Origin of the sequence: Ferruginibacter sp. HRS2-29 (assembly GCF_024343615.1) — a bacterium.
Lineage (GTDB): Bacteria > Bacteroidota > Bacteroidia > Chitinophagales > Chitinophagaceae > Ferruginibacter.
The window spans coordinates 19,728-45,888 of the sequence record NZ_RJUB01000143.1 but is presented as its reverse complement, the minus strand read 5'-3'; the positions used below and the strand labels follow the sequence as shown (position 1 = coordinate 45,888).

Genomic DNA, 26,161 nt, shown 5'->3' with positions numbered 1-26,161 from the left:
CCTTGTTAAGGAGTGTTCTATATAAATTCCGGATAAAGTATCTTTCGTTGTTTCCCTTCAAAGCATTTTGCCAGAGAAGCTGTCGTTTTTTGTACGGCTACCATCAGCGGGCTTTTCTCCTCATTGATCCTGACATCCATGGCAGGAACGCTCAACAGTTGTTTTTTCATGTCCGGAGTAAGTTCGAGGTATCGTCCATTCATGCGCACAATGTTCCAGACCACTTTGTCAACGAATGGCCTGTAAGGTTCCATGATATCATCGGCCAGGCAATAAGCATTGTATTGATTTTTATGAAAAATCCCCAATGTGGGCAACAAGCCACTTGATACCAGGCTCCTCGCTACTATTGCACGTAAGATAGCGTAGCCATAATTCAGTAAATTATTCGGAGGTTCTCCTTCAGGATCACGCCTGAACTCTGGAAATATCGGAAAGAAATTCTTCCAGTAATAGGCTGCGGCCATCGCTTCGTGATTATCCGCATCGCCGCTTTTTACCTCCACCGACCAGTTGCGTAAGTTCTTCGCCCCAATCTGTACGCTTTCAAGCATACATGCCTGGTTTTCTATTTTTGCGCTGATTGTTTGTTGCCATAACTGTTTCTTCAAGGGACGAGATGCTTCTAGTTGCGCCTGAAACTTTCTGCTTTGCAAGCTATTGCCATCCAGGTTCAGCAGCATACCGGTAGGGTGGTGCCGGTTGTCGCAGGTAATGAGGGCTACATTGTTTTCCAAAAGCTTTGCGATCAACGCCTGCGTGATGGTGAGTTGCTGATGATCCAGAATCAATACACCTATATCTTCTATGGGCAAAGTTTTTAGCTCGCCGGTATCTTCACTTTGAAAAACGAGTTGTTCGTCTTTTGTTTTGAGGTAAGCGGGATTGCCGAAGTATAGGGTACGTTTGATCATGTTAAAGCAGATTTAATATTTCCTATACGATCTACCTTTATCTTAATACAAAATTCTTTAATCATTAAATTATCAATTGACTTTTCCATTTTATTTAATGCTGAAAATTCAAACTTATTAACTATCGATGCAGCAATATCAAAACGAATAAAAAAACACTGGTTTCCTGATGAACTTACCATTTTGTAAATCCTTTTTTTCTGTTCTTTGTTTAGGCTTTCAAAATCTATTTTCACATTTTGTTCACTTTCTCCTGCTGATGGAACATACACTAAATCATTTGGGGACAGTTGCATTACTAGTTTATTGCCTGCCTCATTAATTTCAGGGACTGATAATAATCCTTGTTTTTGTCTCTCAATCGCAATATTTAAAGGGACAGTATCATAGTTTCTTTTTCCTTTTTCATCTGCGTAAATTGCAAAAAATAAATTAGTGCCTTTGGCCGCTTCTACAAATTTATCCTTCTTGTTTCCAGTATATCCTACATTAAATTTATTGCCTTTCGGTTCGTATGTTCTTGCCTTGTAAACAGGATAATGTGGTTTACCTCCATTTAATTCTTGTATAGATTTATTCATTTTGTCTAACCCATCCGAGTTAAAGGCCAATTCGGGGTGCTCTATAATTTTGTCATTTTTATTTTCATTAAATTTTTTAAGATGGTTTAGCATTATTGCCTGTATGCCGGTATCTGTAATGCTTTTAATTCTTATTGATGTAAAACTTTCATCAATATTCACTCTTGAAGCTACATTTTCCTTATCCCAATAAAATATTTCAACTTTGGATACATCTGAACCTAGCCACATGTTATTTATGTCTTTAAAGAACTTTAGCACTTTCTTTTTATCTTCCTCATGTTCCGTCAACTCTTTAATTTTTAATCGTAAACTTTTATCGACAATCATTTGCCAATTATTTACAGCTACCGATAGCAGAACAGTTTTCTTAAACCTAAGATTCACTAATCCTGATACTGTATCCTTATGCATTGGCTTTCTCACTGCCCAATTGTCTCCTTTTGTTTGTTTTATTAATTCTTTGATCAACACCCCTTCTGCATCTTTTTTCCAGGCTTGATAATAATTAATCGTTTTGTTAATTACTCTTAGATTTTGCTTAAAGCTTACCACAATCTCATTCAAGGTACTTTTTGCATCCTGCGTAAACGTATCCCAGGGTTTATTAAATACCCATTTGTAATTTTCCGTACTGCCAGAGTTGTATTTCTTAGTACATAGTTTGTGTTTCAGATCATAACGTTTTTTGTCTTTCTCTGCTTTTGTGGCTTTGCCTAAAGCGCTTTCATTATTGAGGTAATTAATATGGTTCCGGCTGGCACACGCAATGACAATAGCATCAAGCGCATGATGTCTATGGTCAATTCTTTTTTTACTAAATCCTTTTTGTAATTCGATAGGGACTTGAGTTTGAAAAACCTGCTTGCCTTCTTTATTAGTCCACTCGCCAAAGTTTTTACTGTTTGTCAATTGGTTTAGTCGCTCAAACCGGGGTGTTATCAATTCATTCCAAATATCATTTAATCCCCAGTCTTGTTTTAATATTGATGTTATTGCACCATTAGATGCTATTACTTTTTTTGATATGGCTTCCTGTTCGTCACGCTCTCTTACAATATTGCTCATGAGATTTTTAACTACTTTGCTTATATACCTGCTGTCATTTAATTGTCTTTGAATAAATGCTTCCGGTATCTCATCCATCAACAACTTTTTCATTTTACTCCTGCTTTTGCTGTAATGTTCCTTTATGAATTTTTCGTAAGCATCTACAGTAAGTATTTTAATACTCCTGCCATTGCTCAACTCAATTGTTTTACCGTAATTGCTTTTTATATATTCATAACCCAATAAATTAGCCTTATCTTTATTGACGGCTGTTTCACAAATAACTTTATTGCTTAGAGAATCGTCAAAATACCTTGATTGCGGTATAATATGTTCAATGTCATACTCTCTGGTAAATAACTTGTTTAAAGGAATAATTTCACCGGTATAGGGCGAACGATACTTTTGTTGAAGCCAAAGGATATATCTTTTTAGGTCGGAAGAAGATGGTTGAGGCTGTTTAGAAATTTTCAAAATATCGTCATCCACGGGCTCAGTACCGTTAAGTACCCCTTCTTCGTACAATTTCAATATTTCCTGTTGCATGGGTGAGTACGGGCGTACATTTTCTGCGTCACCTTCATTCAAAAGTTCCATCAACATAGCTTTCATGCGCAGGTTGGTGTTTTCATTTTCACTTATCTGGTTCGTCATTTGCCTGCGTTTGTCAGCAGGGTTCTTCATTTCCCGCCCAAGCTCAATATGGATCTCGTCAAAAAAATCTTCCTTGCCATTCCCATATTGTAACCATATTGATTTTACTACTTGCAGGGTTTCATTTATTACCTGCTCTACTATTGGATTTCTTAAACTATGCTGCTCCAGTTTTTCTATATCAGCCGGTATTTTCCACTTTTTTATTTCGCCATCTTCAGAGTGCCTGTCGTAAACTATGTAAGAGGCGAGCCATTGCGGCAATCCGCTAAAATCTTCAATTTTAGTAAGTTGTATAGATTTTTCTCTTACTCGGTCTCTAATGCTGTCGTCATATTCTCCCGACATTAATTTTTCAACTCGCTCTTTAGTTTGTCGGTGAAAATTCTTTTCATCCCAATATTTACCAATTCTTAATAACGGCAATATTTTTTTAATTGCTTTGCTAGAGTAAGCACCGTAATCTTTTTTGAAAGGTGGAAACTTTTTGAAATTTTCAACAAAGTCATCCCCTAAAGAATTTTTTTCTGCGAATGTCTTGAGGGCTTTCTCTATGTCAAATTTATCTTCTACAGAATACAGGATATGCCAAAGCGCTTCTTCTTTTTCTTTCGTTAAAAAGTCCGTTGGGATATTTTCACATTTTGCAAGTCGGGATTTTATTTGTGCTTTCGTTTCATTACAAGGGTATTTCTTCGTGTCATTTGTTTCATCATACACATAATTCCACCTGTAGTCACTTGCTTTTAATTTTAATGGTTTTGCCAAGTAGCTGATGAGTGCTTTGTTGTCAATTTCTTTTCTCTCATTTAGCCATTCAAATAAGTTTGCCCAATCTTCTTCGGTATTTAAAAATTGTGTTGTAACAATATTGTCAGTTTCTTTTTCAATAATTCTTAAATTTTGTAACCATTGCCAAAGCCGGTATTCCTGAAATAAAGGATGAGATGCTGCAATACATTTAAGAGGCTCTGTATATTTTATCCCATCTTTTATGTAAGTACGACTTTCAAATTTGCAATTGCTTATCAGCGATTTTTTACTTTTTAATGGCCGCTGATAAAAAATAATATCGTTCAGAAATAAATGAACAAAATCTTTAGTGCCAATACTATTGCGATGGCCTTCATTGTTTTCATACAATTCTTCCAGGCATAGTTGATATAAATTCTTGTCCTGTAATTCTATGTGATATTGCTGCTGTGTTTTTAAAATAATTTCCAGTTCTGCCTTGTAAAACTTTCTTTCAATTACTCTTACCAGTTTTCCTTTTACCTTTTGATTAGGCTTTTGAAGGAGTGTATCGTATATATATGTACCAACAGTTTTGTGGCTTTTGTCAATATCAAATTCGGTTTTCTTTTTTACTAATGTCCAATCATTTTCTGCAGGAGCACGAAAAGATCGTTTTTCTTTACCTTCTTTATCTGTCTTTATAGATCCATCATCGTTTATATCTGTAGTTACAATAAAATCTTTTGTTTTACCAATCCAATCTAAAAACACTTTACTGGTACGCCTGTATATCCAGGTATTTTCTAAATGTACATTGTACCAAACCTCGTCGCCTTTTTTATCATCAGTGGCTACTACATCAACAACTTTTAAAGAATAAAATTCAACTAATTTATTAGGAGTTTCTTCCTCATCTTCACCCCGCAACTGATAATAGCCTCTTTTTTGATTAAAATGCAACAACAGCCATGCTAACTCTTCCTTTTCTATTTTATCGGTAAGGGCTTTTTTACGCAAGTAATATATGGTCCAGTCATATGGTATAAGTTTATCATTTTCTAAAAGTTGTGGTTGATGAATAGAAAAATCTTTCACCATTTCATTAAATGAGTTTTTAAAAAGAAACTCTGATTTATTATTTTCTTTTTCAAAGCGGTACGGAAGTTTTGGTTCGGTTTCAGGAATAAATTGCCCTAATTTTTTTTCGAAATCAATTTGCGCAGCATAATGTTCGGGTAAGAAATTAAGTATATTTAGTACTCTGTGAAGCCTTTCTCTTCTAAGCAAATGCCTTTCTCTCAATCTTCTTATTCCACGGAAATTAGTTCTTTCGGCCGTTTGTGAAATGGAAATACCGCTGTCAAATTTTCCCAAAATGTCTTGGCTCATTGGAAGGATACGACTCCCCGCCGAAACAATTTTACCATAAGCGTTCTCGTCATCTTTTTCAATTAACGCCCAACCAATGCTATTCGTTCCCAGATCCAAGCCTAAAATATTTTTTTTCATAAAACATTATTTTAAATCTTTTAATTTATATCTTTAAAACTTGAAAGCAAATCACAATAAGGATTATTCCGTTGTGAAAACATTTAAAGCGGCGTAAGTCGCTTTCTTCTTTTATGATATTTGATTATTAATTTGTGAGATGTTTTCTTAGGCAGTATAGATTATTTAGGATTTTAAATATAAATAAAATTTACATACTATCCCCCCCCCCACACACACACTTAAAAACTCTTTCGCTTCGGCACTTTAAACGTATCTCATTCTCTAAATATCACCAAAACAAAAGGCGCAGAAAGATACCCCTTCTGCGCCTTTATAATTTACGGGTTTCCGTAGAAGCGTTTACTCCCAACCCCCTCCCAAACTCCTATACACATTCACCACCGCATTGAGCTGTTGTTTTTTCGTTTCAACCAGTTCGAGTTTTGAATCCAGCGCATCCCTTTGCGTCATCAGCACTTCAAGGTAGTCGGCCCTCGCATTGCGGAAGAGATCGTTGGAAATCTCGATGGAACGATTGAGTGCATCTACCTGTTTTGCTTTCAACGCATAACTTTTGTCGAGGTTGTCGATCCTGGAAAGTTGTGTGGAAACTTCCATGAATGCATTGAGGATGCTCTTTTCATAATTATACATCGATTGCAATTGCCGTGCATTAGCGGAATAAAATTCAGCTTTGATCGCATTGCGATTGATGAGCGGCCCGGCAAGATCGCCTGCAACAGAATACAACAAAGATTCCGGAAGCTTGTATAAATACGAAGGCTTGAAAGCCTGTAAGCCTATAGCCGCCGATATCCCCAGCGATGGATAAAATTCGGCGCGGGCTACTTTTACATCCAGTCTGGCCGCGGTAAGATCCAGTTCTGCCTGCCGGATATCGGCACGATTAGCCAGCAACTGCGAGGGGATGCCTGCACTGATAGTGGCGGGGATCAGCGAAGCGAAATTGTTTTTTTCTCTTGCCACCGGTTGCGGAAATCGTCCCAATAAAAAATTGATATTATTTTCGCTCTCTTTTATTTGCTGCAAAATATCGAATTCGAGGCTCTGCGATTTTAGCACTTCCGCCTGAAATTTCTGCACAGCGAGTTCAGTTACCCGTGATGCTTCTTTCTGGATCTTTACAATCTCCAGCGCATTCTTTTGCAGCGAAATATTCTGTTGCACAATTTCCAGCTGGTTGTCGAGCGCAAGCAATTCGTAATACGAATTGGCGATCTCCGCTACCAGGTTGGTGACCATGAAATTTTTACCTTCCACGGTAGAGAGATAACGCGTGACTGCTGCCTGTTTGGCTGTGCGCAATTTCTTCCAGATATCTACTTCCCAGTTTGCATACAGGGAAGCGGTGATGTCTGTAAGCGGGTCGGGTACTGCTTTCCCGGGGGCTATATCTGTAGAGGCATCCCCGGCTCCCTGGCTGGTATAACGGCCCACTTTTTCCACCCCGGTACCTATGCGGGCTCCCACTGTTGGCGATAAAGGCGCCTGTTTGAGCCTGATCTCATTTTTAGCGATCTCTATTTCCTGCATGGTAATGCTGAGCTCCTGGTTGTGCGCAAGGGCCGAATCGATCAATGTTACAAGGTTTGGATCAGTGAAAAATTCTTTCCACTTTACCAGGTTAGTTTGCGTGGTATCGTTTCCGTTAGTAAAGGATACGGGCACCGTTTTGTTTTCTGTCTGCTGTACCGATTTCGGAACCGAGCAACTTGCTATTGCGAAACAGATGGCCGATATACCGGCATATATTTTAGCTTTCATCATGATTGTCTAATTTTTCGTAATTGTTTTCAACAGCTTCAGATAGAGGATTTTTTTCTTCATCTTTTACCAGGATCTTTTTCTCTGATATTTTTGCGAACAGGAAATACAGTCCCGGTATGATGATCACACCGAATACGGTACCGAAGATCATCCCGCCCGCTGCTGCCGTACCGATGGTGCGGTTGCCCACAGCGCCCGGCCCCGTTGCAAATACAAGCGGTATCAATCCGGCGATGAAGGCAAAGGAAGTCATCAGGATCGGACGGAACCTGGCAGTGGCGCCATCAATCGCCGATCTCAAAACGGAGTGGCCGGAACGATGCCCCTGCACTGCAAATTCTACGATCAGCACCGCATTCTTCCCCAGCAACCCGATCAGCATTACCATCGCCACCTGCGCATAGATATTATTTTCGAGGCCCAATAATTTCAACAACACGAATGCGCCAAATACACCTGCAGGCAAGGAAAGGATCACCGCAAGCGGAAGCAGGAAGCTTTCGTATTGCGCTGCCAGCAAGAGATACACGAATCCCAGGCAAATGAGGAAGATCCAGATGGCTTCGTTTCCGCGGGCAACTTCATCGGCAGAGATACCTGCCCAGTCGATGCCGAAACCTCTCGGCAAACTTTTCTTCGCAACTTCGGTTACGGCATTGATAGCTGCGCCGCTGCTGTATCCCGGGCCGGTTGCACCGCTGATCTCAGAAGCGTTGTAAAGGTTGTGACGGGTTATTTCCGAAAGGCCATATACTTTTTCCATGGTCATGAAGGCGGAAAAAGGGACCATTTCATCGCGGTCATTTTTTACATACAACTTCAGGATATCTTCCGGCAATGCACGGTATTCAGGCGACGCCTGTACCATCACTTTGTATTGACGGTCGTATTTGATGAAGCTGGTTTCGTAGTTACTTCCCACTAATGTGGAAAGTGTGTTCATCGCATTGTCGATCGTTACGCCTTTTTGCTGCGCAATGTCATTGTCGATGTGCAGCATGTATTGAGGAAAGCTGGCGCTGTAAAAAGTGAATACAGAAGATAGTTCGGGGCGCTTGCTCAGTTCCGCCACAAAATTTCTGCTCACCGTTTCCATCTTTTTATAATCGCCCGACCCGGCTTTATCCAGCAGGCGCAATTCGAAACCGCCCGCTGCACCATAACCCGGCACCGCCGGTGGCTGGAAGAATTCGATGGTAGCGCCGGTGATCTCTTTGGATTTTTCTTCCAGCTCTTTCATGATCTCCTGCACCGAATGCTTGCGCTTTTCCCAGGATTTAAGATTCACAAGACAGGTACCGGAATTAGAACCTGTTCCTTCTGTGAGAATTTCATATCCGGCCAGGGAAGACACGGAAGAAACACCGTCGATGCCTTCAGCGATCTTCTGTAATTTTTCGGCTACCTGGTTGGTCCGCTCCAGCGAAGACCCGGGCGGGGTCTGTATCACCGCATAAAACATACCCTGGTCTTCATTGGGAATGAAACCAGACGGTACGCTTCCGCTAATGAAATACGTGCCCACGCAGAATGCGATGAGCATACCGAATGTGATCACACGCCTGTTCACGATCAGTTTCAATAATTTCTGGTACCTGCCCGTAAGCCTGTTGAACCAGTTATTAAAACCATCAAGCCCGCGATTCAGCATATTTTTCTTCCTGGCTTTGCCATGATTGTTTTTCAACATGATGGCGCAAAGCGCAGGCGTCAACGTAAGCGCCACCACACCCGAAAGAATGATGGAAGTAGCCATGGTGATGGAGAACTGACGATAGAAAATACCCACCGGCCCCGACATGAATGCCACCGGTATGAATACGGCGGCCATCACAAAAGTGATCGCGATAATAGCCCCGCTGATCTCGTGCATCGCTTCTTCGGTGGCGGCCAGCGGCGACAGATGTTTGGTTTCCATCTTTGCATGCACGGCCTCTATCACTACAATGGCATTATCTACCACGATACCGATCGCCAGTACCAATGCAAACAAGGTGATGAGGTTGAGTGTGATGCCGAAGAACTGCATGAAGATGAATGTTCCTACCAGCGATACCGGCACCGCTATTGCCGGAATGAGCGTGGAGCGCCAGTCTCCGAGGAATATGAATACCACGATACCCACAAGGATAAATGCTTCCACCAACGTATGGATCACTTTTTCGATGGAGGCATCGAGGAACTTCGACACGTCGTAGCTTATTTCATAATCCACCCCTTTTGGAAATGAATTCGCTTTGATCTCTTCGAGTTTCGCTTTCACATCTTTGATAACCTGTGTAGCGTTACTTCCATAAGATTGCTTGAGCACGATAGCGGCAGATGATTTCCCATTGAGGTTGGAATAAATATCGTACATCGAACTGCCGAATTCCACATTGGCCACATCTTTCAGGCGAAGTATCTCGCCGTCTTTATTGGAACGCAACACGATATTTTCATAACCTTCCTTATCGCTGTACCTGCCGGGATATTTCAATACATATTCAAAAGCCTCCGATCGTTTACCGGAACTTTCGCCCGTTTTACCCGGAGATGCTTCGAGGCTTTGCTCGTCGAGCGCTTTCATCACTTCATCGGCAGATATCTTGTAAGCCAGCATACGATCAGGTTTGAGCCAGATACGCATGGCGTATTCACGGTTGCCGAGGATGTCGGCAAAACCAACACCATTCACCCTTTTCAACTCAGAGAGGATATTGATATCCGCAAAATTGAACAGGAATTTCTGATCCATTTTAGGATCGTTGCTGAAGAGGTTGATGTAAAGCAGCATGCTCGATTCTTCACGCGTGATCTTTACACCTTCGCGAACCACGATGGGGGGAAGCTTGTTTACCACCGAAGCCACGCGGTTTTGCACCTGCACCGCAGCCACGTTGGGATCTGTACCCAGGTTGAATACCACCTGTATCGAAGCTTCGCCGTCGTTACCGGCATCGGAAGCCATGTATTTCATTCCGGGAATACCGTTGATGGCCCGTTCGAGCGGGATCAATACGGCTTTGGTCATCAGCTCGCCATTGGCGCCTGGATATTCTGCCGTTACATTCACTTTTGGTGGTGAGATGGACGGAAATTGTGTGACGGGTAAACCCGTCATGGCCAATGCTCCCATAAAAACGATGATGAGCGATATGACGATCGACAGCACGGGCCTGTGTATAAATTTATTAAACATGAAAACTTTTTTTGGATGAAGATTATTCTGCTTTCAACCGCAGATTGGAAACTATCTCACGTGGCGCTACAAAAACCGGGACGATCTTGCTGTCGTCCTTCACATTCTGAACGCCTTCCACCATGATCTGGTCGTTTTCGGTAAGTCCGCTGTTTACTACATACAGGTCGGGCATTTCGCCGGTAATGGTGATATTTCTTGATTTCACCGTGCCATTTTTGTCTACCACAAAAACATAGATCTTATCCTGTATCTCGTAAGTTGCTTTTTGCGGTATCACCAGGGCATTGCTTAAAGGAACTTTCATTTGTACTTTACCGGTTTCGCCATGTTTAAGCAGGCCGTCGGGGTTGGGGAATTTCGCCCTGAAGGCGATGTTGCCGGTTTCGCTGTTGAATTCGCTTTCGATGGTTTCTACCACACCTTTATAGGGGAGCGGCTGATTATTTGCCAGCAACAGGGTGGCTTCGGTATTGTTATGATCTTTCAGGTGTGCTTTGTAATCCAGGTATTCCGGTTCGGAAACATTGAAATAAGCAAACACCTGCCGGTTGTCGGACAGGGTGGTGAGCAATTCGCTTTCATCCACCAGGCTGCCCTGTTTGAGAGGAAGCCGGTCGATGGTACCATCAAAAGGCGCCCTGATCTCAGTGAACGACAGATGCACTTTTGCCAGCGTCACTTCGGCATTCGCTTCATCGAGCTTGGCTTGTGCCATGGCGAGTTCGTTTTTGGAAACTACATTTTTATCGGCCAGTATGCGGGTGTTTGATAATTCGATCGATGCTTCTTTCGCTTGCGCCTGCGCTTTCATCAGATCGGCTTCGTATATTTTGGGCATGATGCGGAACAGGAGTTGCCCGGCTTTTACATACTGCCCTTCGTCTACATAAATATTTTCGAGAAAGCCTTTTTCCTGGGCACGGATCTCGATGTTGCGTACGGATTTTACCTGCGAAACATATTCTTTGGTAAACGAGGTATCCACTTTAAGCGGCGAAGTGACGGTATATTTTCCTGTTTCTTCTTTTTCTTCTTTTTTTGTCTTACAGCTGGTATAGCACACGATGGCGCCCAGCCCTATAAACAAGAGAGTTTTGTTCATGTTGTCAGATGAGTATTTAGTAAATGGAATTAGCGGGTAAAGCGGTGCTACGGGCAGGTTGCATGCCATGTTGCATCAGGTTGATAACAAACCTCCTATTAAAGTGTAGACCGTGAAGCGGAGGATCAAATCCTTAAAACCCGCTGCAGGATGAAGATGCGGGTGCTTTGCGGAAAATCGTTTCTGCTGGTCGCCAAAAGCGGGCAGGAGAGTGCGAATTTATCGCGGGAGATCAAAAAGTGAGAGAACGGGGTGAATCGACGGCCGGAAGAAAGGTCTTCATGGCTTTCATCCGGGTCATCTTCTTCTGTAAACGAAAAACAATCGGGTTGCTCTGCTACCGGATTGGTGGTGAAAACAGCATGCTCAGCGGCCGCGATGAAATCGGAAGTATAGTATTGTAAAATTGTTTCCTGTGAAAAAACAGCAGAAGCCGCCTGTGCAGCGGGGGCGGCATGCCCCGATCCGCTTAACAGGAAAGAGAATAAAAATAAAACAAGTGTAACTGCTGGCTTCATTGAAGGCGTAAAAATAATATGTTTAATAGGAAAGTAAAAAATTTGGAAGGGCTAATATGATGTTAAATCGTGATCTCCCGGCACAGTTTATTTTACACGCCCGCAATTTTAATCAGTTTATTTACATCCAGTATAATAATTTTCCTGCCCTTTGTTTCGAGTATGCTGGCTTCCTTAAACTCTGTAAGTAATCTTACTACATTTTCTCTTCCGGTTCCTACAAGGCTGGCCAAATCGTCGCGGCTCATATTTATTTCTACGGGATTACCTGCCTCAAAATTTACTTTGTATTTTTCCCTCAGTACGATCAGTTGAAGCGCTAATCTTTCCCTCACCGATTTTTGTGCAAACATGCTAAGGCTGTTGGCCAATACAGCAAACTCATGGCTCAATGTTTTTAAGAGTCGTTTGCTTAGTACTAATGATTGCTGTAAAGTGACTAAAAAGTCTTCCCGGGGTATGAATACAATACGGCTTTCTTCCAATGCGGCGCCGGAATCCGGGTAACGGTCTTCGGATAGTATGGCATGGTAACCTAATAATTCGCCCTTGTTGGCAACATAAATAATATGTTCCTTACCGTCACTGTCTAACTTATATTTTTTTACTTTTCCTTCGCTTATATAAAAAATGCCTGCCGGGTATGCAGCTTCCCTGAAAATTATCTCTCCTTTTTTATATACCTGCTCAGTTTTGTTCGCAGTTAATAAAGCTAAGTCTCCGGCAGGTAAATCGGTAAAAACCGATTCACTTTTAAAATTCCATTTGTCGATTGGAAAGATGCCTTTAATACTCATGGATGCAAATTTACTTTTTTTAAAATTGATAAAAATCACTTTTTGATGTGAAAAGGTTTACCACAATGGGTATCATGGTAAGGTAACTTTGCATTATGAATATTATACAAACAAACAAAAAAGACCAGTATTATACAGAAGACCATGAATGGATCGAGTTTCAGGGAGCAGTTGCTTATATCGGCATCTGCAAATTTAAGCTTACAGGCTTTAAGCAAATACAAAGTATTAATTTTAATGACGCTGCGGGTTTCAAAAAACAAGGGGATGTTATTGCCACTATTGCCTACAACGAATATACAATTGAAGCCCACATGCCTGTAGATGGAAAAATATTAAATGTTAATGATAAATTATTAACCGGCAACCTGGATATTTTACTTGATTGTTCGGAAAGCAGCGCATGGCTGGCTTTGATTGTTCCATCCGAACCGCATGAAAGAAAAGATTTACGGCTTCCCACGCAGTATCAAATGAATGGAAAAAGTAAATATGCCAAATAATAATCTTTGAAATTTTAATAATAAAAAATGCCAACACTGGAAAGGAAAAAATATTCAGAAAAATGGTTTAGCTCCGATGGACAATTTAACCGGCTTTACCCTAATTACATACAATTACTATCTCAAAGGCATTGGACGCCATTGGTAGTGGCAAGAAAAGCAGCCGGTTTTTTAGCGGCGGAAGACGGGGTAAAGGTGTTGGATATTGGAAGTGGTGTGGGTAAATTTTGCCTGTCTGCGGCATATCATAAACCCAATGCCCGGTTTTATGGTGTAGAACAAAGGGAGCGATTAATAGAACATGCGGAAGCAGCGAAGGAAATACTCCAGCTCGATAACCTGTATTTTATTAATGGAAATTTCACTCAATTAGATTTCAGGCAGTACGACCATTTTTATTTTTTTAATTCTTTTTACGAAAATTTAACCGGCACTGACAAAATTGATAGCAGTATCGATTATTCCAGGGAACTATATAATTATTATAACAGGTATTTGTATAAGCAATTAGACCAAAAACCATCAGGTACCAGGCTGGCAACGTTTCATAGCCTTGAAGATGAAGTACCTCCGGGGTATCATGTGGTAGGTGTTGAAATGGAAGGGCTTTTGAAATTCTGGATAAAAGTTTAAATTAAATGGCCGGATGATCTGAAGAAACATGAGGCGATAGGAACAACAGGCGAATGCAGCATCCGGCTTTGTAAGGGCATTAATCACTATACTTTACCGGAATATCCGGATAGATGCAACTGATCTATAAAAATAATACAGTGGAGGATTGGGCGCAATCGGGAAAGGGTCTTTAAAAGATCCTGTTTTATGCAGCATCTTTTCTGTTGGCTGGTTATTTGTAAGGTGCGTTTATAAACCATTAAAAAAATATTATGTCATTATCATTAGACGATTACCGCACAAAGCTTATTAATAAAATTTTGTTTGCCAGTTCGCAGGAAGAAGTAAAGGGGTTTATTGATACCGCTATTAAAGCCTTTGGCCAGCATAAAGTGAGTGTACATATAATTGTCAGGTTTTTAGATAAGATAAGCAGTGAACTGGACCTGTTTAATCCCATGGACAAAGATGCGCAACAGTGGAGCAATATTAAAGTGGCAAGAATTCATTTTTTTCGTATCAAAAGAAGTCTGGAGAGCCTGGCGTTATGAGTATGTAGAAACCGGGCTTAGGGTAGTAACTCTGCTAACTTTTTTTTCAGATTTTGGCCACGTAAGTTTTTAGCTATAATTATTCCCTTGTCATTGATAAGATAGTTTGTTGGATATTCGATAATACCGTAAATCAATGCCGCCACATTTTTATCACCCTTCAGGTCGCTGACGTTTTCCCAGGGTAACCTGTCATCCTTGATTGCTTTAAGCCACTGGTTCTTGTTATTATCAGCCGAAACACCTAAGATTTCAAAGCCTTTACTTTTATAAACATTATAGATTGCTACCAGATTGGGATTTTCTTCCCTACATGGGCTACACCAGGATCCCCAAAATTCTACTAAAATATATTTTGCTTTGATACCTGAGAGCCTGACCAACTTGCCGTTGACATTGGATTGTTCAAAATCAACAAATTGTCCGCCAATCTTTATTTCCTTGTTTAGAGAAATAAAATCTTGTATATTTTTACCATAACTGGTGTTCTTCATTTCAGGGCTTAGGTTGTTATAAAGCAACGCGGCTTTATCTTTACCCCAGGTAGAGGTATATACATCCAGGAGGTATACACTTATTAATGAATTTGGGTGATTCATAACATAATTCATATCTAACTCCTGATCTGTCTTTCTCGCGGCATCCAGTCTTTTTTTCAGTTCTTTTTTACCTGCGTCAGCTTTCGTGATTGTTATAAGATGGGTCAAACTGTCTTGTAATTTGCCGTTAGGCTCTTTTATCTTCGACCAGGTATTCTCTTCATCTTGTGTTTTAGAGCCGGTAATGAACGCTTTTTTAAATTCTCCGTTCTTTAATTCCAGATGAGTATTTTGTTCTGCCCAAAAAAATATGTAGTTTTTATATTGAGTGGTGTAAATGATCATGTGGCTAATTTTGTCATTGGTGTTTCCAACCAAGTGGAACCTGTTAGCAGTCACCTTTGCTGAATCCAAAATCGTTTCTGAGGAGGAGGTTCTTAGATATAACAAGGTTCCATCCTCAATACCTTTCGTTGTACCTGTGATATTGAATGTCTGCGCCATAGCCAGGGCTGAAGAAAGTAAAAAAATAAACAGGAGGTTTAGCTTTTTTAAGTTGGTCATATTTTTAATATTTTAACCAAATTTACCAGATGCATTTCGTGATTTTTTAGAAATCAGACCAGCATCGTTAATAATTCGGCGGAGTAAAAAAATGCAACTTTAGTCGAAATAAAATTCTCTTTAGTCGAAAAGAATAATCAGTCAAATCAAGATTGCCAAATAATTTCTACCTTGTTGTTATGGGAGTAGGCTTCAATTTTAAGATTTCTAAATACCATAAAGTAGAAGTTCTTTTCTTTTTGGTTTATTTCTATGGTATTGGATTGCTTTCTAGTTTTGAATATAATTTTTGGGAAAAAGATTATGTCGGAATTTCAGTCAGGGAAGTAGAATTTGCACTGGTTTATGGAACCTGTGAAATAATTGCATTTTTCATTTTTTACAAAGCATTACAGTATTGCCTCAGGAAGAATAAACTCTGGTCGTTTATAGTCCTTATTGTTTTGTTTCTTACAGGGTATTATTTTTATAATAAAGCTTGTTACCTGTTGATTTCGCACCTGGATTTTCTTTCATACAAAATAAGAAGTGATGCACTTACGTGGTATCATGCGAAAAGATTGGGGTACACTGTTCATTATATGATGATACATCTTTTTGGCGTTGCTTTTTTAGCCTATTTTATCAATTCTGCCAGACAGAATGAACAGTTGCGGGCACTTAAGGAACAACAATTAATTTCTGAACTGACTTATCTAAAAGCGCAGATACAACCTCATTTCTTTTTTAATACCTTGAATAACATTTATAGTTTAGCATTGCTGAAAGCTGAAGAAACAGCGCCATTGGTCGCCAGGCTCGCTGAAATGATGCGGTATATTTTATACAAAGCGGATGAAAGATTGGTCCTTTTAAAAGATGAGGTCGCATTCATCCGGAATTATGTCGAAATTGAAAACATCCGATACCGTTCTGCCATAAATATTAAATTTGACGTGCAGGGAATTGATGAAAAAAGTCAAATAAGTCCATTGTTGCTGTTACCATTTATTGAAAACGCATTTAAACATGGTGTGCAGGAGGAGGAAAAAGAAGGCTATGTGAATATCATAATTTGTAAAGTTGAACAGGAATTAATATTGGAAGTTAAAAACAGTATTGCTAAAACCAGGGGGAGTAATGGCGGCATAGGGTTGGAAAACGTTAAGAAAAGGCTGGAAATTTTGTATCATACAAAGTATAAGTTAGAAATGCATAACGACGGCGAATTTTATCATGTAAGTTTAACATTGCAAATGAAATGATCAATTGTTTAATTGTAGATGATGAGCCTTTGGCCCAGGCTGTTTTAGAGAGTTACCTGGAACGCACCGAAAATTTGTGCCTGATCAAAAAATGCAGCACCGCTTTCGAAGCTTTTGAAGCGTTGCACCATGAGCAGATAGATTTGATATTTTTGGACGTCAAAATGCCGGCCTTAAATGGGATCGACTTTTTAAAATCTCTTAAAAATCCGCCGGCGGTGATCTTCACTACGGCTTTTTCTGAATATGCTGTGGCAAGTTATGACCTGGAGGCTGTTGATTATCTGCTTAAACCAATTACAAAAGAGCGTTTTGATAAAAGCCTGGCAAAGCTTTTTAAACTCCAGCCCGTACCTGTTATTGAAATACGGGATTATACCTATTTTAAAGTGTCAGGGAAGTTACTGAAAGTAGCTCATCAGGATATTTTATATGCACGATCTGTCAAGGATTACATTTTGTTGCATACCATAACAGAACGGCATATGATACATATGACCATGAAAAGTCTCAATGAAATTTTACCTGTAGAACATTTCCTAAGAATACATCGATCATATCTGGTTAATAAAAACAAAATTGGCAGCATCAATAAATCCCGGCTACAGATCAGAAATGACGCTCTCCCTATCGGAAAACTCTATAAGATAAATTTGAGTTTAATTAACGGGGTGGGCTAGAGTGGCAGTTACAGCCTGGGTATAAATTAATTGGAGGTAATACTGATGTTAGCTGTTCGTGTTGATCTTCTTCACACTTGCCCTGAGGAAGAGCTAATTCTATCTATATCATGAAAACCCTCTAACTCGCTGATAGTTGAAATAAAAAGGACAAATCAGTCCTGAAACCGATTTGTCCTCGCTGGTTGGGTTACTAGGATTCGAACCTAGACAAACAGAATCAAAATCTGTTGTGCTACCTTTACACCATAACCCAGTTTTGCCCAAGTATTGTTTTGGGAGTGCAAAAATAGGGTTTCAGCAAAAAGATGCCAAATAAAATGAATAATTAATAATGAATAATTAATAATTCACTCAAAAACTGAAACTTAACGATTATCCGCTAAGACTTTCTCGTGAAAAAATTATTAATTATCAATTATTCATTATTAATTAAGAAGCGCTTTCCCGGTCCTTCAATTCCTTTATTTTTTCCAAAGCCCCCGCCACCACATCACACATGATGGTATATAACGCCCCTTGCTGCGGATGCGCATAAATATATTCCAATGCCTCATTTTCATTGGCGATGGTCATGGTAGGCACATCGGGATTTACATTGTTGATGCCTTCTTTTAAAAGATTGATGATCTCGTCGGCAGTTCGGCCACGGAGGTTCTTATCGCACCGGATGATGATCTCGTCGAAATATTGCGCCGAAATTTCTCCCAGCTCGCGGATATCTTCATCCCGCCTGTCGCCGGTTCCGCTTATTACGCCGATCTTTTTCTTGTAATCCAGTTTGCTCACAAAATCCCCCAGCAATTTCAAGCCATGTGGATTGTGTGCAAAATCGGCCAGGAAATCGAAATTCTTGAAGTGGAAAAAATTCAACCGGCCCGGAGTAAGGGTAGAAGAAGGCACGAACGATGACAATGCCGAACGGATGTCTTCTATCGTAATGTCGCGATACAGGTAGGAGGCTAACACAGCCGGAAGGCAATTGGCGATGTTGTGCAGCGCTTTTCCTTCGTAAGTGAGGGGAATATCTTTCACATGCATCACCCTGATCTTCCAGGTGCCTTTTAGTATGCTGATATAACCATTCTCAAAAACCGCCGCCAGTCCGCCTTTGGCGCAATGTTTCGTCACACGTGGATTGTTCTCATCCATGCTGAACAAAGCGATATTACATTTCAAACCATCCTGCATACCAAACACCAGGTTGTCATCGGCGTTCAATACAGCATAGCCATGCCTGGAAACCGTTTCCGGAACCACCGCTTTTACTTTCGCCATCTGCTCCAGCGTATTGATGCCGCCCAGCCCCATATGATCGGCTGCCACGTTGGTCACAATGGCTACATCGCAGTTCTGGAAAGCAAGTCCGCTTTTCAATATGCCGCCGCGGGCACATTCAAGTACGGCAAAATCAACAGTCGGATCCTTCAACACAAATTGAGAACTGATCGGGCCGGTGCAATCACCTTTCATCATCAGCTGGTTTTGTATATAAACGCCGTCGCTGGTGGTATAACCCACTTTTTTGCCGGCGCTTTTTGCAATATGGGCCGTAAGCCTTGTGGTGGTGGTTTTACCATTGGTGCCGGTAATGGCTATGATAGGGATGGTGCCGATACTTCCCTTCGGGAAAAGCATGTCCACAACGGGTTCTGCCACGTTTCTCGCCAAACCTTCGGAGGGGTCGATGTGCATGCGGAAACCGGGTGCGGCATTCACTTCCAGGATGGCGCCACCGTTTTCGGAAACAGGTGTATGCAGATCTGTCGCCATGATATCGATACCGCAGATATCCAGTCCGATGATCTTCGCGATGCGTTCGCACATGAAAATATTGGCCGGATGAACCTCATCCGTAACATCCGTGCTGGTACCGCCGGTCGAAAGGTTGGCGGTGGGTTTCAGCAAGACAAGTTCGCCTTTGGCCGGAACGGTTTCCAATGTATAATTCACTTCGTCCAGCATTTTTTGCGTAAACTGGTCGATGGTGATCTGTGTCAAAACTTTCTCATGTCCGTAACCGCGACGAGGATCTTTGTTGGTCTCATCGATGAGGTATTGGATCGTATTTACGCCATCACCCACAACCGAAGCAGGTGTGCGGAGGGCGGCACACACGAATTTGTAATTGATGACCAGTATCCTGAAATCAAAACCGGTGATAAATTTTTCCACGATCACGCTGCGGCCATAATGTTGTGCCGCTTCAAGGGCTGTAAGGGCTTGCTCCCAGGTGGTGATGTTGGTAGTATTTCCTTTGCCGTGATTGCCATCAATGGGTTTTATCACGAGTGGGTACCCATATTTTTCAATAGCATCTTTTAATCCTTCTTCGTTGCGCACGACCGTACCGCTTGGAACCGGTATTTCCGCGGCTTCCAGCAGGCTTTTGGTTTCTTCTTTATCACAGGCGATGTCTACGGCGATGTTACCGGTAGTGCTGGCGATGGTAGCACGAACCCTTTTCTGGTGGATACCATAGCCAAGTTGTACCAATGATCTTTTATTGAGACGGATGTAAGGAATGCCCCTTTTTGCCGCTTCGTCTACGATTGAACCGGTGCTTGGGCCGAGCCTTGTTTCCTCGCGTATTTCGCGAAGGTTCATGATATCTTCTTCAAGATCATATTCAACGCCTTCGGTCAGCGCTTCGCAAATTCGTACCGCGGCTTTGGCGGCGTAAACACCGGCATCTTCTTCGGTGTAGCTGATGCACACATAATATTCACCTTCAACGCCGGTACCCCGGGTGCGGCCAAAGCCGGTATCCATGCCTGCAAGGGTTTGCAGCTCCAGAGCAATGTGCTCTACCACATGCCCCATCCAGGTACCTTCATCCACACGCATGAAAAATCCGCCGGGAACACCTTCACTGCACCGGTGCTCGTACATGGTGGGGAACATTTTTTCCAGCCGCTGCCTGAAACCTTCTATCGTATTGGTGGGTCTTTGTTCCATTTCCTGCAGGTCAAGCTTCATCTGTATCAGCTTCGGCCTGCGCACGCTCCAGTAATTCGGGCCCCTGAGGACTTTGATTTCTACAATTTTCATAAATAAGACAGTATTTGGTGGAAAAAGACGAAAATTAAAAATAAGGAATAAAAAATAAGAAATAAAGAAGTAGTGGACTTTTGATCGATCTGGTTCTGCTATTGATGTACCAAGGTTGGCCTTTCACTTCCTTATTCCTTATTTCCCTGTTTCTTATTTCTTATTTTTACGAAGGCTTCAAATTTTTAAACCCTCCACCCATGAGCAATCGCCGTTCCTTCATCAACAAACTCGGTGTGCTTTCAGCAGCAGCTATCACTTCCAATATATTTCAACCGGCCTGGAGTGCTGATATTTTGCGGGCGCTGGACAAAGCGGATGGCAAAATTGCTTTCGAGCTGGCTGGTGATGAAGCATTCTGGCAAACGGTACAGCAGGCTTACAATACCCCATCCAGTTTTATCAACTTCAATAACGGAGGGGTGTCTCCCGCGCCAAGAACGGTAGCTGAGGCCATGAAACTGAATTACGACCAAAGCAACCAGGCGCCGAGTTATTTTATGTGGAGGATACTGGATGCGGGCCGTGAGCCGCTGCGGAGGAGGCTGGCAGGCCTTGCAGGTTGCGACAGGGAAGAACTCGCTTTGCAACGCAATGCGTCGGAAGCTTTGGAAACAGTGATCTTCGGGCTCGACCTCAAAGCCGGTGATGAAGTGGTGCTTTGCAAAAAAGATTATCCCCACATGATGAATTCGTGGAAACAAAGGGAGAAAAGAGAAGGAATAAAACTGGTGTGGGTAGATATTGCCTTTCCGGTTGAAGACGAAGCTGCAATCGTAAAAAAATATACAGATGCTTTTACTGCCAGGACCAAAGTGGTGCATATCACACATCTTATCAACTGGATCGGGCAGAAAATGCCTGTTCGTAAGATTGCCGACGAAGCAAAAAAACGCCATCTCGAAGTGATTGTGGATGGGGCGCATTCTTTCGCACATTTCGATTTTAAGATAGCCGACCTCAACTGCGATTATTTCGGCACCAGCCTTCATAAATGGCTGGGAGCGCCCATCGGCACGGGTTTTCTTTATGTAAAAAAAGAAAAGATCCAAAAGCTGTGGCCGCTTTTCGGCAGCCCTGATACGCAGGAAAATGATATCCGGAAATTTGAAAACCTGGGCACCCGTCCGTTTTACATCGAACAGGCAATAGACGATGCCATTGATTTTCACGAAATGATCGGCATCAGCCGGAAGGAGGAGCGCCTCCTCTATCTCAAGAATTACTGGATGGAAAAGGTCAAAGATATTCCAAAAGTAAAATTACATACCTCTTTCAAGAAGGAGTTTGGCGGAGCCATCGGGCTGGTAAGTGTGGAAGGTAAAAAACCGGGTGAACTGGAAAGTTATCTCATACAAAATTACCGGATACACTGCGTGTCGGTGGTATACGAAGACATCAGTGGGGTACGCATCACACCGAATGTATATATAAGCCTTCCGCAACTGGATATGCTGGTGGAGGGGATAACCAGCTTTGCCAGTAAATAATCTTTGAACCACCGAGTAACATAAGATTATACTTACACTCTGTGTGTCCTCTGTTTCCCCTGTGGTTCAAAAGAACCCGCCGCAGGTGGAGTTCGCACAAATTAACAATAGTTGATAACTAATAATCATCTATAAAACACGATTTCCCCTAATTTTGCGTTACTAACCAAAACGGTTTAAATGCAATTTGCAAAAGGAAAGTTACTGGCCATCGGCGGAGCGGAAGATAAAGGAACGGATCTTGAATCGGGGCAGATAAAACGCAATAATCTTAATTTTTTTGAGTTGGGTATCCTCCGCCGCATCGTGGAAGAAACAGGTGGCGTAGATACACGCATCGAAGTGATCACCACGGCGAGCATGATCCCCTACGAAGTAGGCGACAATTACCTCAATGCATTCGGAAAGATCGGCTGTACGGATATAGGGTTGATGCATATCCGCAACCGGGCAGATGCGATGAACCCTGAATACCTCGAACGCATCAAAAACTGCGGAGCCGTGATGTTCAGCGGTGGCAACCAGCTCAGGCTGACCAGTACATTTGGCGGTACACAATTTCTCAATATCATTTTGCAGCGATTCAACGACGAGCCGGATTTCCTGGTGGCAGGTACTTCAGCCGGCGCAATGGCTATGAGCAATACCATGATCTATGAAGGAAATGCGGCAAAAGCGCATCTGAAGGGCGAAGTGAAGATCACCACCGGCCTGGGTTTCATGGATGATGTGATCTTTGATTCTCATTTCGAAAAACGTGGGCGTTTCGGAAGGCTGGCGCAATCAGTAGCTTCCAACCCCCAATGCATCGGCGTTGGGCTGGGCGAAGATACCGGCATGCTGATAAAAGATGGCAACACCATGGAAGCCATCGGCAGCGGGCTGGTGATCATTGTAGATGGCCATGATATCGGGCATAGCAACATTGCAGATATACCGGATGGCTGCCCTATCAGCATTGAAAATTTAAAAGTACATTTCTGCGAAAAAGGAAACGGCTATAGAGTGATTGAAAGGCAATTCGTGGCGGAGGTAGAAGAGGGGGCAGTGGTGAAGAAGCAGGTACATGTGGAATAATTAATAATTAATAATTAATAATTAGAATGTGGGAGCGTGCCTTTGCGTGCCCCGCCAAATGGCAGGGGGCGCGTTCTTTTTTTGCCGTACGGCAGAAAATAAAAATGCAGTTTATAAAATAGTACAACTTTTATAAACTGCATTTTTATTTTTACGAAGTAAAAATTAATCAGCGAAATCCATTCATCCCTTTGAAATCAGCGTTTAATCTCTTCGCTTCGCTCACATTCGTAATTCTTAATTTTTAATTCGTAATTGTTATAAGGTAATTGTTCTTTTTCCCTTTTTGCACCAGCAAAAATTTGCCATACAAAAGCAACGAGTTATCTACCACAAAGGCGGGGTTGTCCTTCTTTTCCCGATTGATGCTTACACCGCCATTCTGTATCATTTTTCTTGCTTCGCCTTTACTGGCAAAAATACCGGCTTCGGCCAGGAGTGTAGTGATATCGATACCTGCAGCGATTTTTTCTTTCTCCACATCCAGCTTGGCAATGCCTTCAATATTGTTGAGGTCTTCTTCGGTAAAACTATCGATCGATGCATTTTGCGCAGCAAATAATTTCTCCGTAGTAGCAATTGCTTTATCATATTCTTCCTGTCCGTGAACGAATATCGTGAGCTCTTTTGCCAGCGTTTTCTGCAGCAACCTTTCCGCTGCATTGGCGCTGTGTTTTTCTATGATGCCGTCAATCGTTTCTTTGGTAAGGAACGTGAATATTTTTATCCATCCGGCAGCATCTTCATCAGAAGCATTCAGCCAGAACTGGTAAAACTGGTAAGGCGTTGTTTTGGTAGCATCGAGCCAGATATTGCCGCCTTCGGATTTTCCGAATTTTGTGCCATCCGCTTTTTTGATCAGCGGACAGGTGAAGGCGAATGCTTCGCCGCTGTCTTTGCGACGGATCAGTTCGGTACCGGTCACGATGTTGCCCCATTGATCGCTGCCGCCCATCTGGAGCTTGCAGTTCTTGTTTTTGTACAACCAGTAAAAATCATATCCCTGCACCAGCTGGTAGGTGAATTCGGTGAAAGACATGCCGCTTTCACTTTCCAGGCGTTTTTTCACACTGTCTTTCGCCATCATATAATTGACGGTGATGTGTTTTCCCGCTTCGCGGATAAAATCCAGGAAACTTATGTTTTTGAACCAATCGAAATTATTCACCATTACCGCGGCATTCGGTTTGGCCGGATCAAAATCGAGGAATTTTTCCAACTGTGCATGTATGCCCTGCACATTTTTTTGCAGGCTTTCTTCGCTCAGCATTTTTCGCTCTTCACTTTTGCCGGTGGGGTCGCCAATGATACCCGTAGCGCCGCCTACAAGGGCATAAGGCTTGTGCCCGGCTTTCTGCAGGTGCACCAGCAACAATATCGGTACCAGGCTGCCTATGTGAAGGCTGTCGGCAGTAGGGTCAAATCCTATATAAGCGCTGGTCATTTCCTTGTTCAACTGTTCTTCAGTGCCAGGCATGATATCCTGGATCATCCCTCTCCAGCGTAATTCTTCAATAAAAGCGTTCATCAGTAAAAAGTTATGGTTTGAAATTCAGGATTGCAAAAATCAGCAGAAATTCTAAGAAAACAGTTTAAAAGGTTCAAAATGTTCAAAATGTTTAAGAGGTTTAAAAGTTGGGTAGCATATTAACTTTTGAACCTCTTGAACATTTAAACTTCTTGAACTTTTGAACTTTTAAACCTCTTGAACCTTTTGAACCCGGCGTTGAAAAGCAACCTTTTTTCAGTTTAATGTATCCTATATACAGAGTAATCCCCAAATTGGGTTTTAGAAGCCTAAAATCCTTAAATTTGGCTGCTTTTCGCGTATCTGATACTGAAAAACAACACAATTTGTTTAGTAAAAATACGTTTAAGGGAGACACGTGAGTTAATCCAAGTCAATTACCAATCACTCTTAACATGAAACAAAGCTTCATTGCTTTCACCTTACTGACACTGCTTTTTTCCACCAAAGGGTATTCACAGTTCAGGAAATATTCGAATGAATTCCTGAATATCGGCGCGGGCGCACGCGGGCTTGCCATGGGAAATGCACAGGTAGCATCGGTAAAAGATGCCACTGCCGGCTACTGGAACCCTGCCGGGCTGGTTGGTGTAAAAGACAACCCTAACGCCACTATCATGCATGCGGAGTATTTTGCAGGCATCGCCAAATACGATTACGCTTCGCTGGCTATTCCGGTGCAGGACAATAAACGCACGATCGGTTTTTCGCTGTTGCGTTTTGCCGTGGATGATATCCCCAATACCTTGTTCCTGGTAGAACCGGATGGCAGCATCAACTATAATAATATCCAGACGTTCTCTTCCGCAGATTATGCGTTCCTGTTTTCGTTTGCACAAAACCTGAAACAAACTGAAGAGCTGAATATCAGTTTTGGCGCCAATGCCAAAGTGATCTACCGCAAAGTGGGCAAGTTTGCTACCGCCTGGGGTTTTGGCCTGGATGCGGGTGTGCAGATGAGCGGCAAAAAATGGCACCTGGGTGTTATGGCCCGCGATGTGAGCACTACGTTCAATGCATGGTCGTTCAAATTTACAGAGAAAGAAAAAGAAGTTTTATACCTTACCAAAAACGATATCCCGGTAAAATCTACCGAGATGACTGCGCCGAGACTGGTGATAGGTGGAGGGTACAATTTCCGGGTAGGCAAATCGGTGAACCTGCTGGCTGAAGCCAATGTAGACGTTACGTTTGACGGTAAAAGAAATACCGTGCTGAGCAGCAATACCGTGAGTGCCGATCCGCACCTTGGGCTTGAAGCATCCATCAGGGATGTATTTTTCGTACGTGGTGGTATCACCAATTTTCAACGTGCCCTGGCAGATGAAGATACCACCAACCAGAAAAGGGTATGGATCTATCAGCCGAGCATCGGTGCAGGTTTCAGGATAAAGAACGTGCAGCTTGATTATGCATTTTCCAACCTTGCCAACCAATCCAATCCGTTGTTCACGCATGTGATATCACTGACCATAAATTTCCGCAAGAAAGAAGAAAACTAACAT

18 protein-coding genes and 1 tRNA gene are annotated in these 26,161 nt (G+C 42.1%); 8 read left to right on the top strand and 11 right to left on the bottom strand.

The annotated features are described in order from the left end of the window. Positions 1-17 precede the first annotated feature (17 nt). The 7 genes from cas1 to EGI32_RS16490 all read right to left on the bottom strand — a co-directional run bounded on the left by cas1 (position 18) and on the right by EGI32_RS16490 (position 12,814). Entirely contained in the window at positions 18-914 is an 897-nt protein-coding gene (gene cas1 / locus EGI32_RS16520; protein ID WP_255156460.1) for a type II CRISPR-associated endonuclease Cas1, read from the bottom strand. Next, positions 911-5,443, bottom strand: a complete 4,533-nt coding sequence (gene cas9 / locus EGI32_RS16515; protein ID WP_255156459.1) for a type II CRISPR RNA-guided endonuclease Cas9 — start codon at positions 5,441-5,443, stop codon at positions 911-913. The genes cas1 and cas9 overlap by 4 nt, the downstream gene beginning before the upstream one ends. A 342-nt stretch (positions 5,444-5,785) precedes the next feature. After that, entirely contained in the window at positions 5,786-7,213 is a 1,428-nt protein-coding gene (locus tag EGI32_RS16510) for a TolC family protein (RefSeq protein WP_255156458.1), read from the bottom strand. Then, positions 7,200-10,394 (bottom strand): efflux RND transporter permease subunit, encoded by a 3,195-nt coding sequence (locus EGI32_RS16505; RefSeq protein ID WP_255156457.1) that lies wholly within the window; start codon positions 10,392-10,394, stop codon positions 7,200-7,202. The genes EGI32_RS16510 and EGI32_RS16505 overlap by 14 nt, the downstream gene beginning before the upstream one ends. A 22-nt stretch (positions 10,395-10,416) precedes the next feature. After that, entirely contained in the window at positions 10,417-11,499 is a 1,083-nt protein-coding gene (locus EGI32_RS16500) for an efflux RND transporter periplasmic adaptor subunit (protein ID WP_255156456.1), read from the bottom strand. A gap of 125 nt (positions 11,500-11,624) precedes the next feature. After that, positions 11,625-12,017, bottom strand: coding sequence for a hypothetical protein (locus EGI32_RS16495; RefSeq protein ID WP_255156455.1), 393 nt, complete (start codon positions 12,015-12,017; stop codon positions 11,625-11,627). Between the two features lie 92 nt (positions 12,018-12,109). Beyond that, positions 12,110-12,814, bottom strand: a complete 705-nt coding sequence (locus tag EGI32_RS16490) for a Crp/Fnr family transcriptional regulator (RefSeq protein ID WP_255156454.1) — start codon at positions 12,812-12,814, stop codon at positions 12,110-12,112. A gap of 95 nt (positions 12,815-12,909) precedes the next feature. On the opposite strand from EGI32_RS16490, the gene EGI32_RS16485 reads away from it, so the two are divergent. The 3 genes from EGI32_RS16485 to EGI32_RS16475 all read left to right on the top strand — a co-directional run bounded on the left by EGI32_RS16485 (position 12,910) and on the right by EGI32_RS16475 (position 14,483). Beyond that, complete coding sequence (locus tag EGI32_RS16485; RefSeq protein WP_255156453.1) at positions 12,910-13,317, top strand: hypothetical protein; 408 nt, start codon at positions 12,910-12,912, stop codon at positions 13,315-13,317. Positions 13,318-13,344: 27 nt separating this feature from the next. Then, a complete protein-coding gene (locus tag EGI32_RS16480) occupies positions 13,345-13,950 on the top strand; it encodes a class I SAM-dependent methyltransferase (RefSeq protein WP_255156452.1) in 606 nt (201 codons plus the stop codon). Positions 13,951-14,204: 254 nt separating this feature from the next. After that, complete coding sequence (locus EGI32_RS16475) at positions 14,205-14,483, top strand: hypothetical protein (protein WP_255156451.1); 279 nt, start codon at positions 14,205-14,207, stop codon at positions 14,481-14,483. Between the two features lie 17 nt (positions 14,484-14,500). Here EGI32_RS16475 and EGI32_RS16470 read toward each other — a convergent pair whose 3' ends face one another. Beyond that, a complete protein-coding gene (locus EGI32_RS16470; protein WP_255156450.1) occupies positions 14,501-15,586 on the bottom strand; it encodes an AhpC/TSA family protein in 1,086 nt (361 codons plus the stop codon). 179 nt (positions 15,587-15,765) lie between these two features. Between EGI32_RS16470 and EGI32_RS16465 the strand changes: the two genes are divergently transcribed. After that, a complete protein-coding gene (locus tag EGI32_RS16465) occupies positions 15,766-16,830 on the top strand; it encodes a sensor histidine kinase (RefSeq protein ID WP_255156449.1) in 1,065 nt (354 codons plus the stop codon). Continuing rightward, entirely contained in the window at positions 16,827-17,510 is a 684-nt protein-coding gene (locus tag EGI32_RS16460; protein ID WP_255156448.1) for a LytTR family DNA-binding domain-containing protein, read from the top strand. The genes EGI32_RS16465 and EGI32_RS16460 overlap by 4 nt, the downstream gene beginning before the upstream one ends. 182 nt (positions 17,511-17,692) lie before the next feature. Here EGI32_RS16460 and EGI32_RS16455 read toward each other — a convergent pair. Together EGI32_RS16455 and cphA are read right to left on the bottom strand one after the other, a co-directional pair. Next, positions 17,693-17,766 (bottom strand) — tRNA-Gln (locus EGI32_RS16455). 176 nt (positions 17,767-17,942) lie between these two features. Further along, complete coding sequence (gene cphA, locus EGI32_RS16450) at positions 17,943-20,561, bottom strand: cyanophycin synthetase (RefSeq protein ID WP_255156447.1); 2,619 nt, start codon at positions 20,559-20,561, stop codon at positions 17,943-17,945. 200 nt (positions 20,562-20,761) lie between these two features. Here cphA and EGI32_RS16445 point away from each other — a divergent pair, with 200 nt between their 5' ends. Both EGI32_RS16445 and EGI32_RS16440 read left to right on the top strand, forming a co-directional pair. Further along, positions 20,762-22,051, top strand: coding sequence for an aminotransferase class V-fold PLP-dependent enzyme (locus EGI32_RS16445; protein ID WP_255156446.1), 1,290 nt, complete (start codon positions 20,762-20,764; stop codon positions 22,049-22,051). A 180-nt stretch (positions 22,052-22,231) separates the two neighbouring features. Beyond that, the gene (locus tag EGI32_RS16440; RefSeq protein WP_255156445.1) at positions 22,232-23,128 is read left to right on the top strand and encodes a cyanophycinase; all 897 of its coding nucleotides are present in this window, start codon (positions 22,232-22,234) and stop codon (positions 23,126-23,128) included. 244 nt (positions 23,129-23,372) lie between these two features. Here the strand turns inward: EGI32_RS16440 and tyrS are convergent, their stop codons facing one another. Continuing rightward, positions 23,373-24,656, bottom strand: coding sequence for a tyrosine--tRNA ligase (gene tyrS, locus EGI32_RS16435; protein ID WP_255156444.1), 1,284 nt, complete (start codon positions 24,654-24,656; stop codon positions 23,373-23,375). 395 nt (positions 24,657-25,051) lie between these two features. On the opposite strand from tyrS, the gene EGI32_RS16430 reads away from it, so the two are divergent. Further along, positions 25,052-26,158 carry a PorV/PorQ family protein gene (locus tag EGI32_RS16430; RefSeq protein ID WP_255156443.1) on the top strand — a complete coding sequence of 369 codons (1,107 nt, stop codon included), beginning with the start codon at positions 25,052-25,054 and terminating at the stop codon, positions 26,156-26,158. Positions 26,159-26,161 lie beyond the last annotated feature (3 nt).

Bases quoted from the DNA above. Each gene is read 5' to 3' on its own strand.
- EGI32_RS16430 (WP_255156443.1), top strand. From the start codon at position 25,052: ATGAAACAAAGCTTCATTGCTTTCACCTTACTGACACTGCTTTTTTCC.
- EGI32_RS16510 (WP_255156458.1), bottom strand. From the start codon at position 7,213: ATGATGAAAGCTAAAATATATGCCGGTATATCGGCCATCTGTTTCGCA.
- EGI32_RS16445 (WP_255156446.1), top strand. From the start codon at position 20,762: ATGAGCAATCGCCGTTCCTTCATCAACAAACTCGGTGTGCTTTCAGCA.
- EGI32_RS16485 (WP_255156453.1), top strand. From the start codon at position 12,910: ATGAATATTATACAAACAAACAAAAAAGACCAGTATTATACAGAAGAC.
- EGI32_RS16460 (WP_255156448.1), top strand. From the start codon at position 16,827: ATGATCAATTGTTTAATTGTAGATGATGAGCCTTTGGCCCAGGCTGTT.
- EGI32_RS16500 (WP_255156456.1), bottom strand. From the start codon at position 11,499: ATGAACAAAACTCTCTTGTTTATAGGGCTGGGCGCCATCGTGTGCTAT.
- cphA (WP_255156447.1), bottom strand. From the start codon at position 20,561: ATGAAAATTGTAGAAATCAAAGTCCTCAGGGGCCCGAATTACTGGAGC.
- EGI32_RS16475 (WP_255156451.1), top strand. From the start codon at position 14,205: ATGTCATTATCATTAGACGATTACCGCACAAAGCTTATTAATAAAATT.
- EGI32_RS16490 (WP_255156454.1), bottom strand. From the start codon at position 12,814: ATGAGTATTAAAGGCATCTTTCCAATCGACAAATGGAATTTTAAAAGT.
- EGI32_RS16440 (WP_255156445.1), top strand. From the start codon at position 22,232: ATGCAATTTGCAAAAGGAAAGTTACTGGCCATCGGCGGAGCGGAAGAT.
- cas9 (WP_255156459.1), bottom strand. From the start codon at position 5,443: ATGAAAAAAAATATTTTAGGCTTGGATCTGGGAACGAATAGCATTGGT.
- tyrS (WP_255156444.1), bottom strand. From the start codon at position 24,656: ATGAACGCTTTTATTGAAGAATTACGCTGGAGAGGGATGATCCAGGAT.
- EGI32_RS16470 (WP_255156450.1), bottom strand. From the start codon at position 15,586: ATGACCAACTTAAAAAAGCTAAACCTCCTGTTTATTTTTTTACTTTCT.
- EGI32_RS16465 (WP_255156449.1), top strand. From the start codon at position 15,766: ATGGGAGTAGGCTTCAATTTTAAGATTTCTAAATACCATAAAGTAGAA.
- EGI32_RS16495 (WP_255156455.1), bottom strand. From the start codon at position 12,017: ATGAAGCCAGCAGTTACACTTGTTTTATTTTTATTCTCTTTCCTGTTA.
- EGI32_RS16505 (WP_255156457.1), bottom strand. From the start codon at position 10,394: ATGTTTAATAAATTTATACACAGGCCCGTGCTGTCGATCGTCATATCG.
- cas1 (WP_255156460.1), bottom strand. From the start codon at position 914: ATGATCAAACGTACCCTATACTTCGGCAATCCCGCTTACCTCAAAACA.
- EGI32_RS16480 (WP_255156452.1), top strand. From the start codon at position 13,345: ATGCCAACACTGGAAAGGAAAAAATATTCAGAAAAATGGTTTAGCTCC.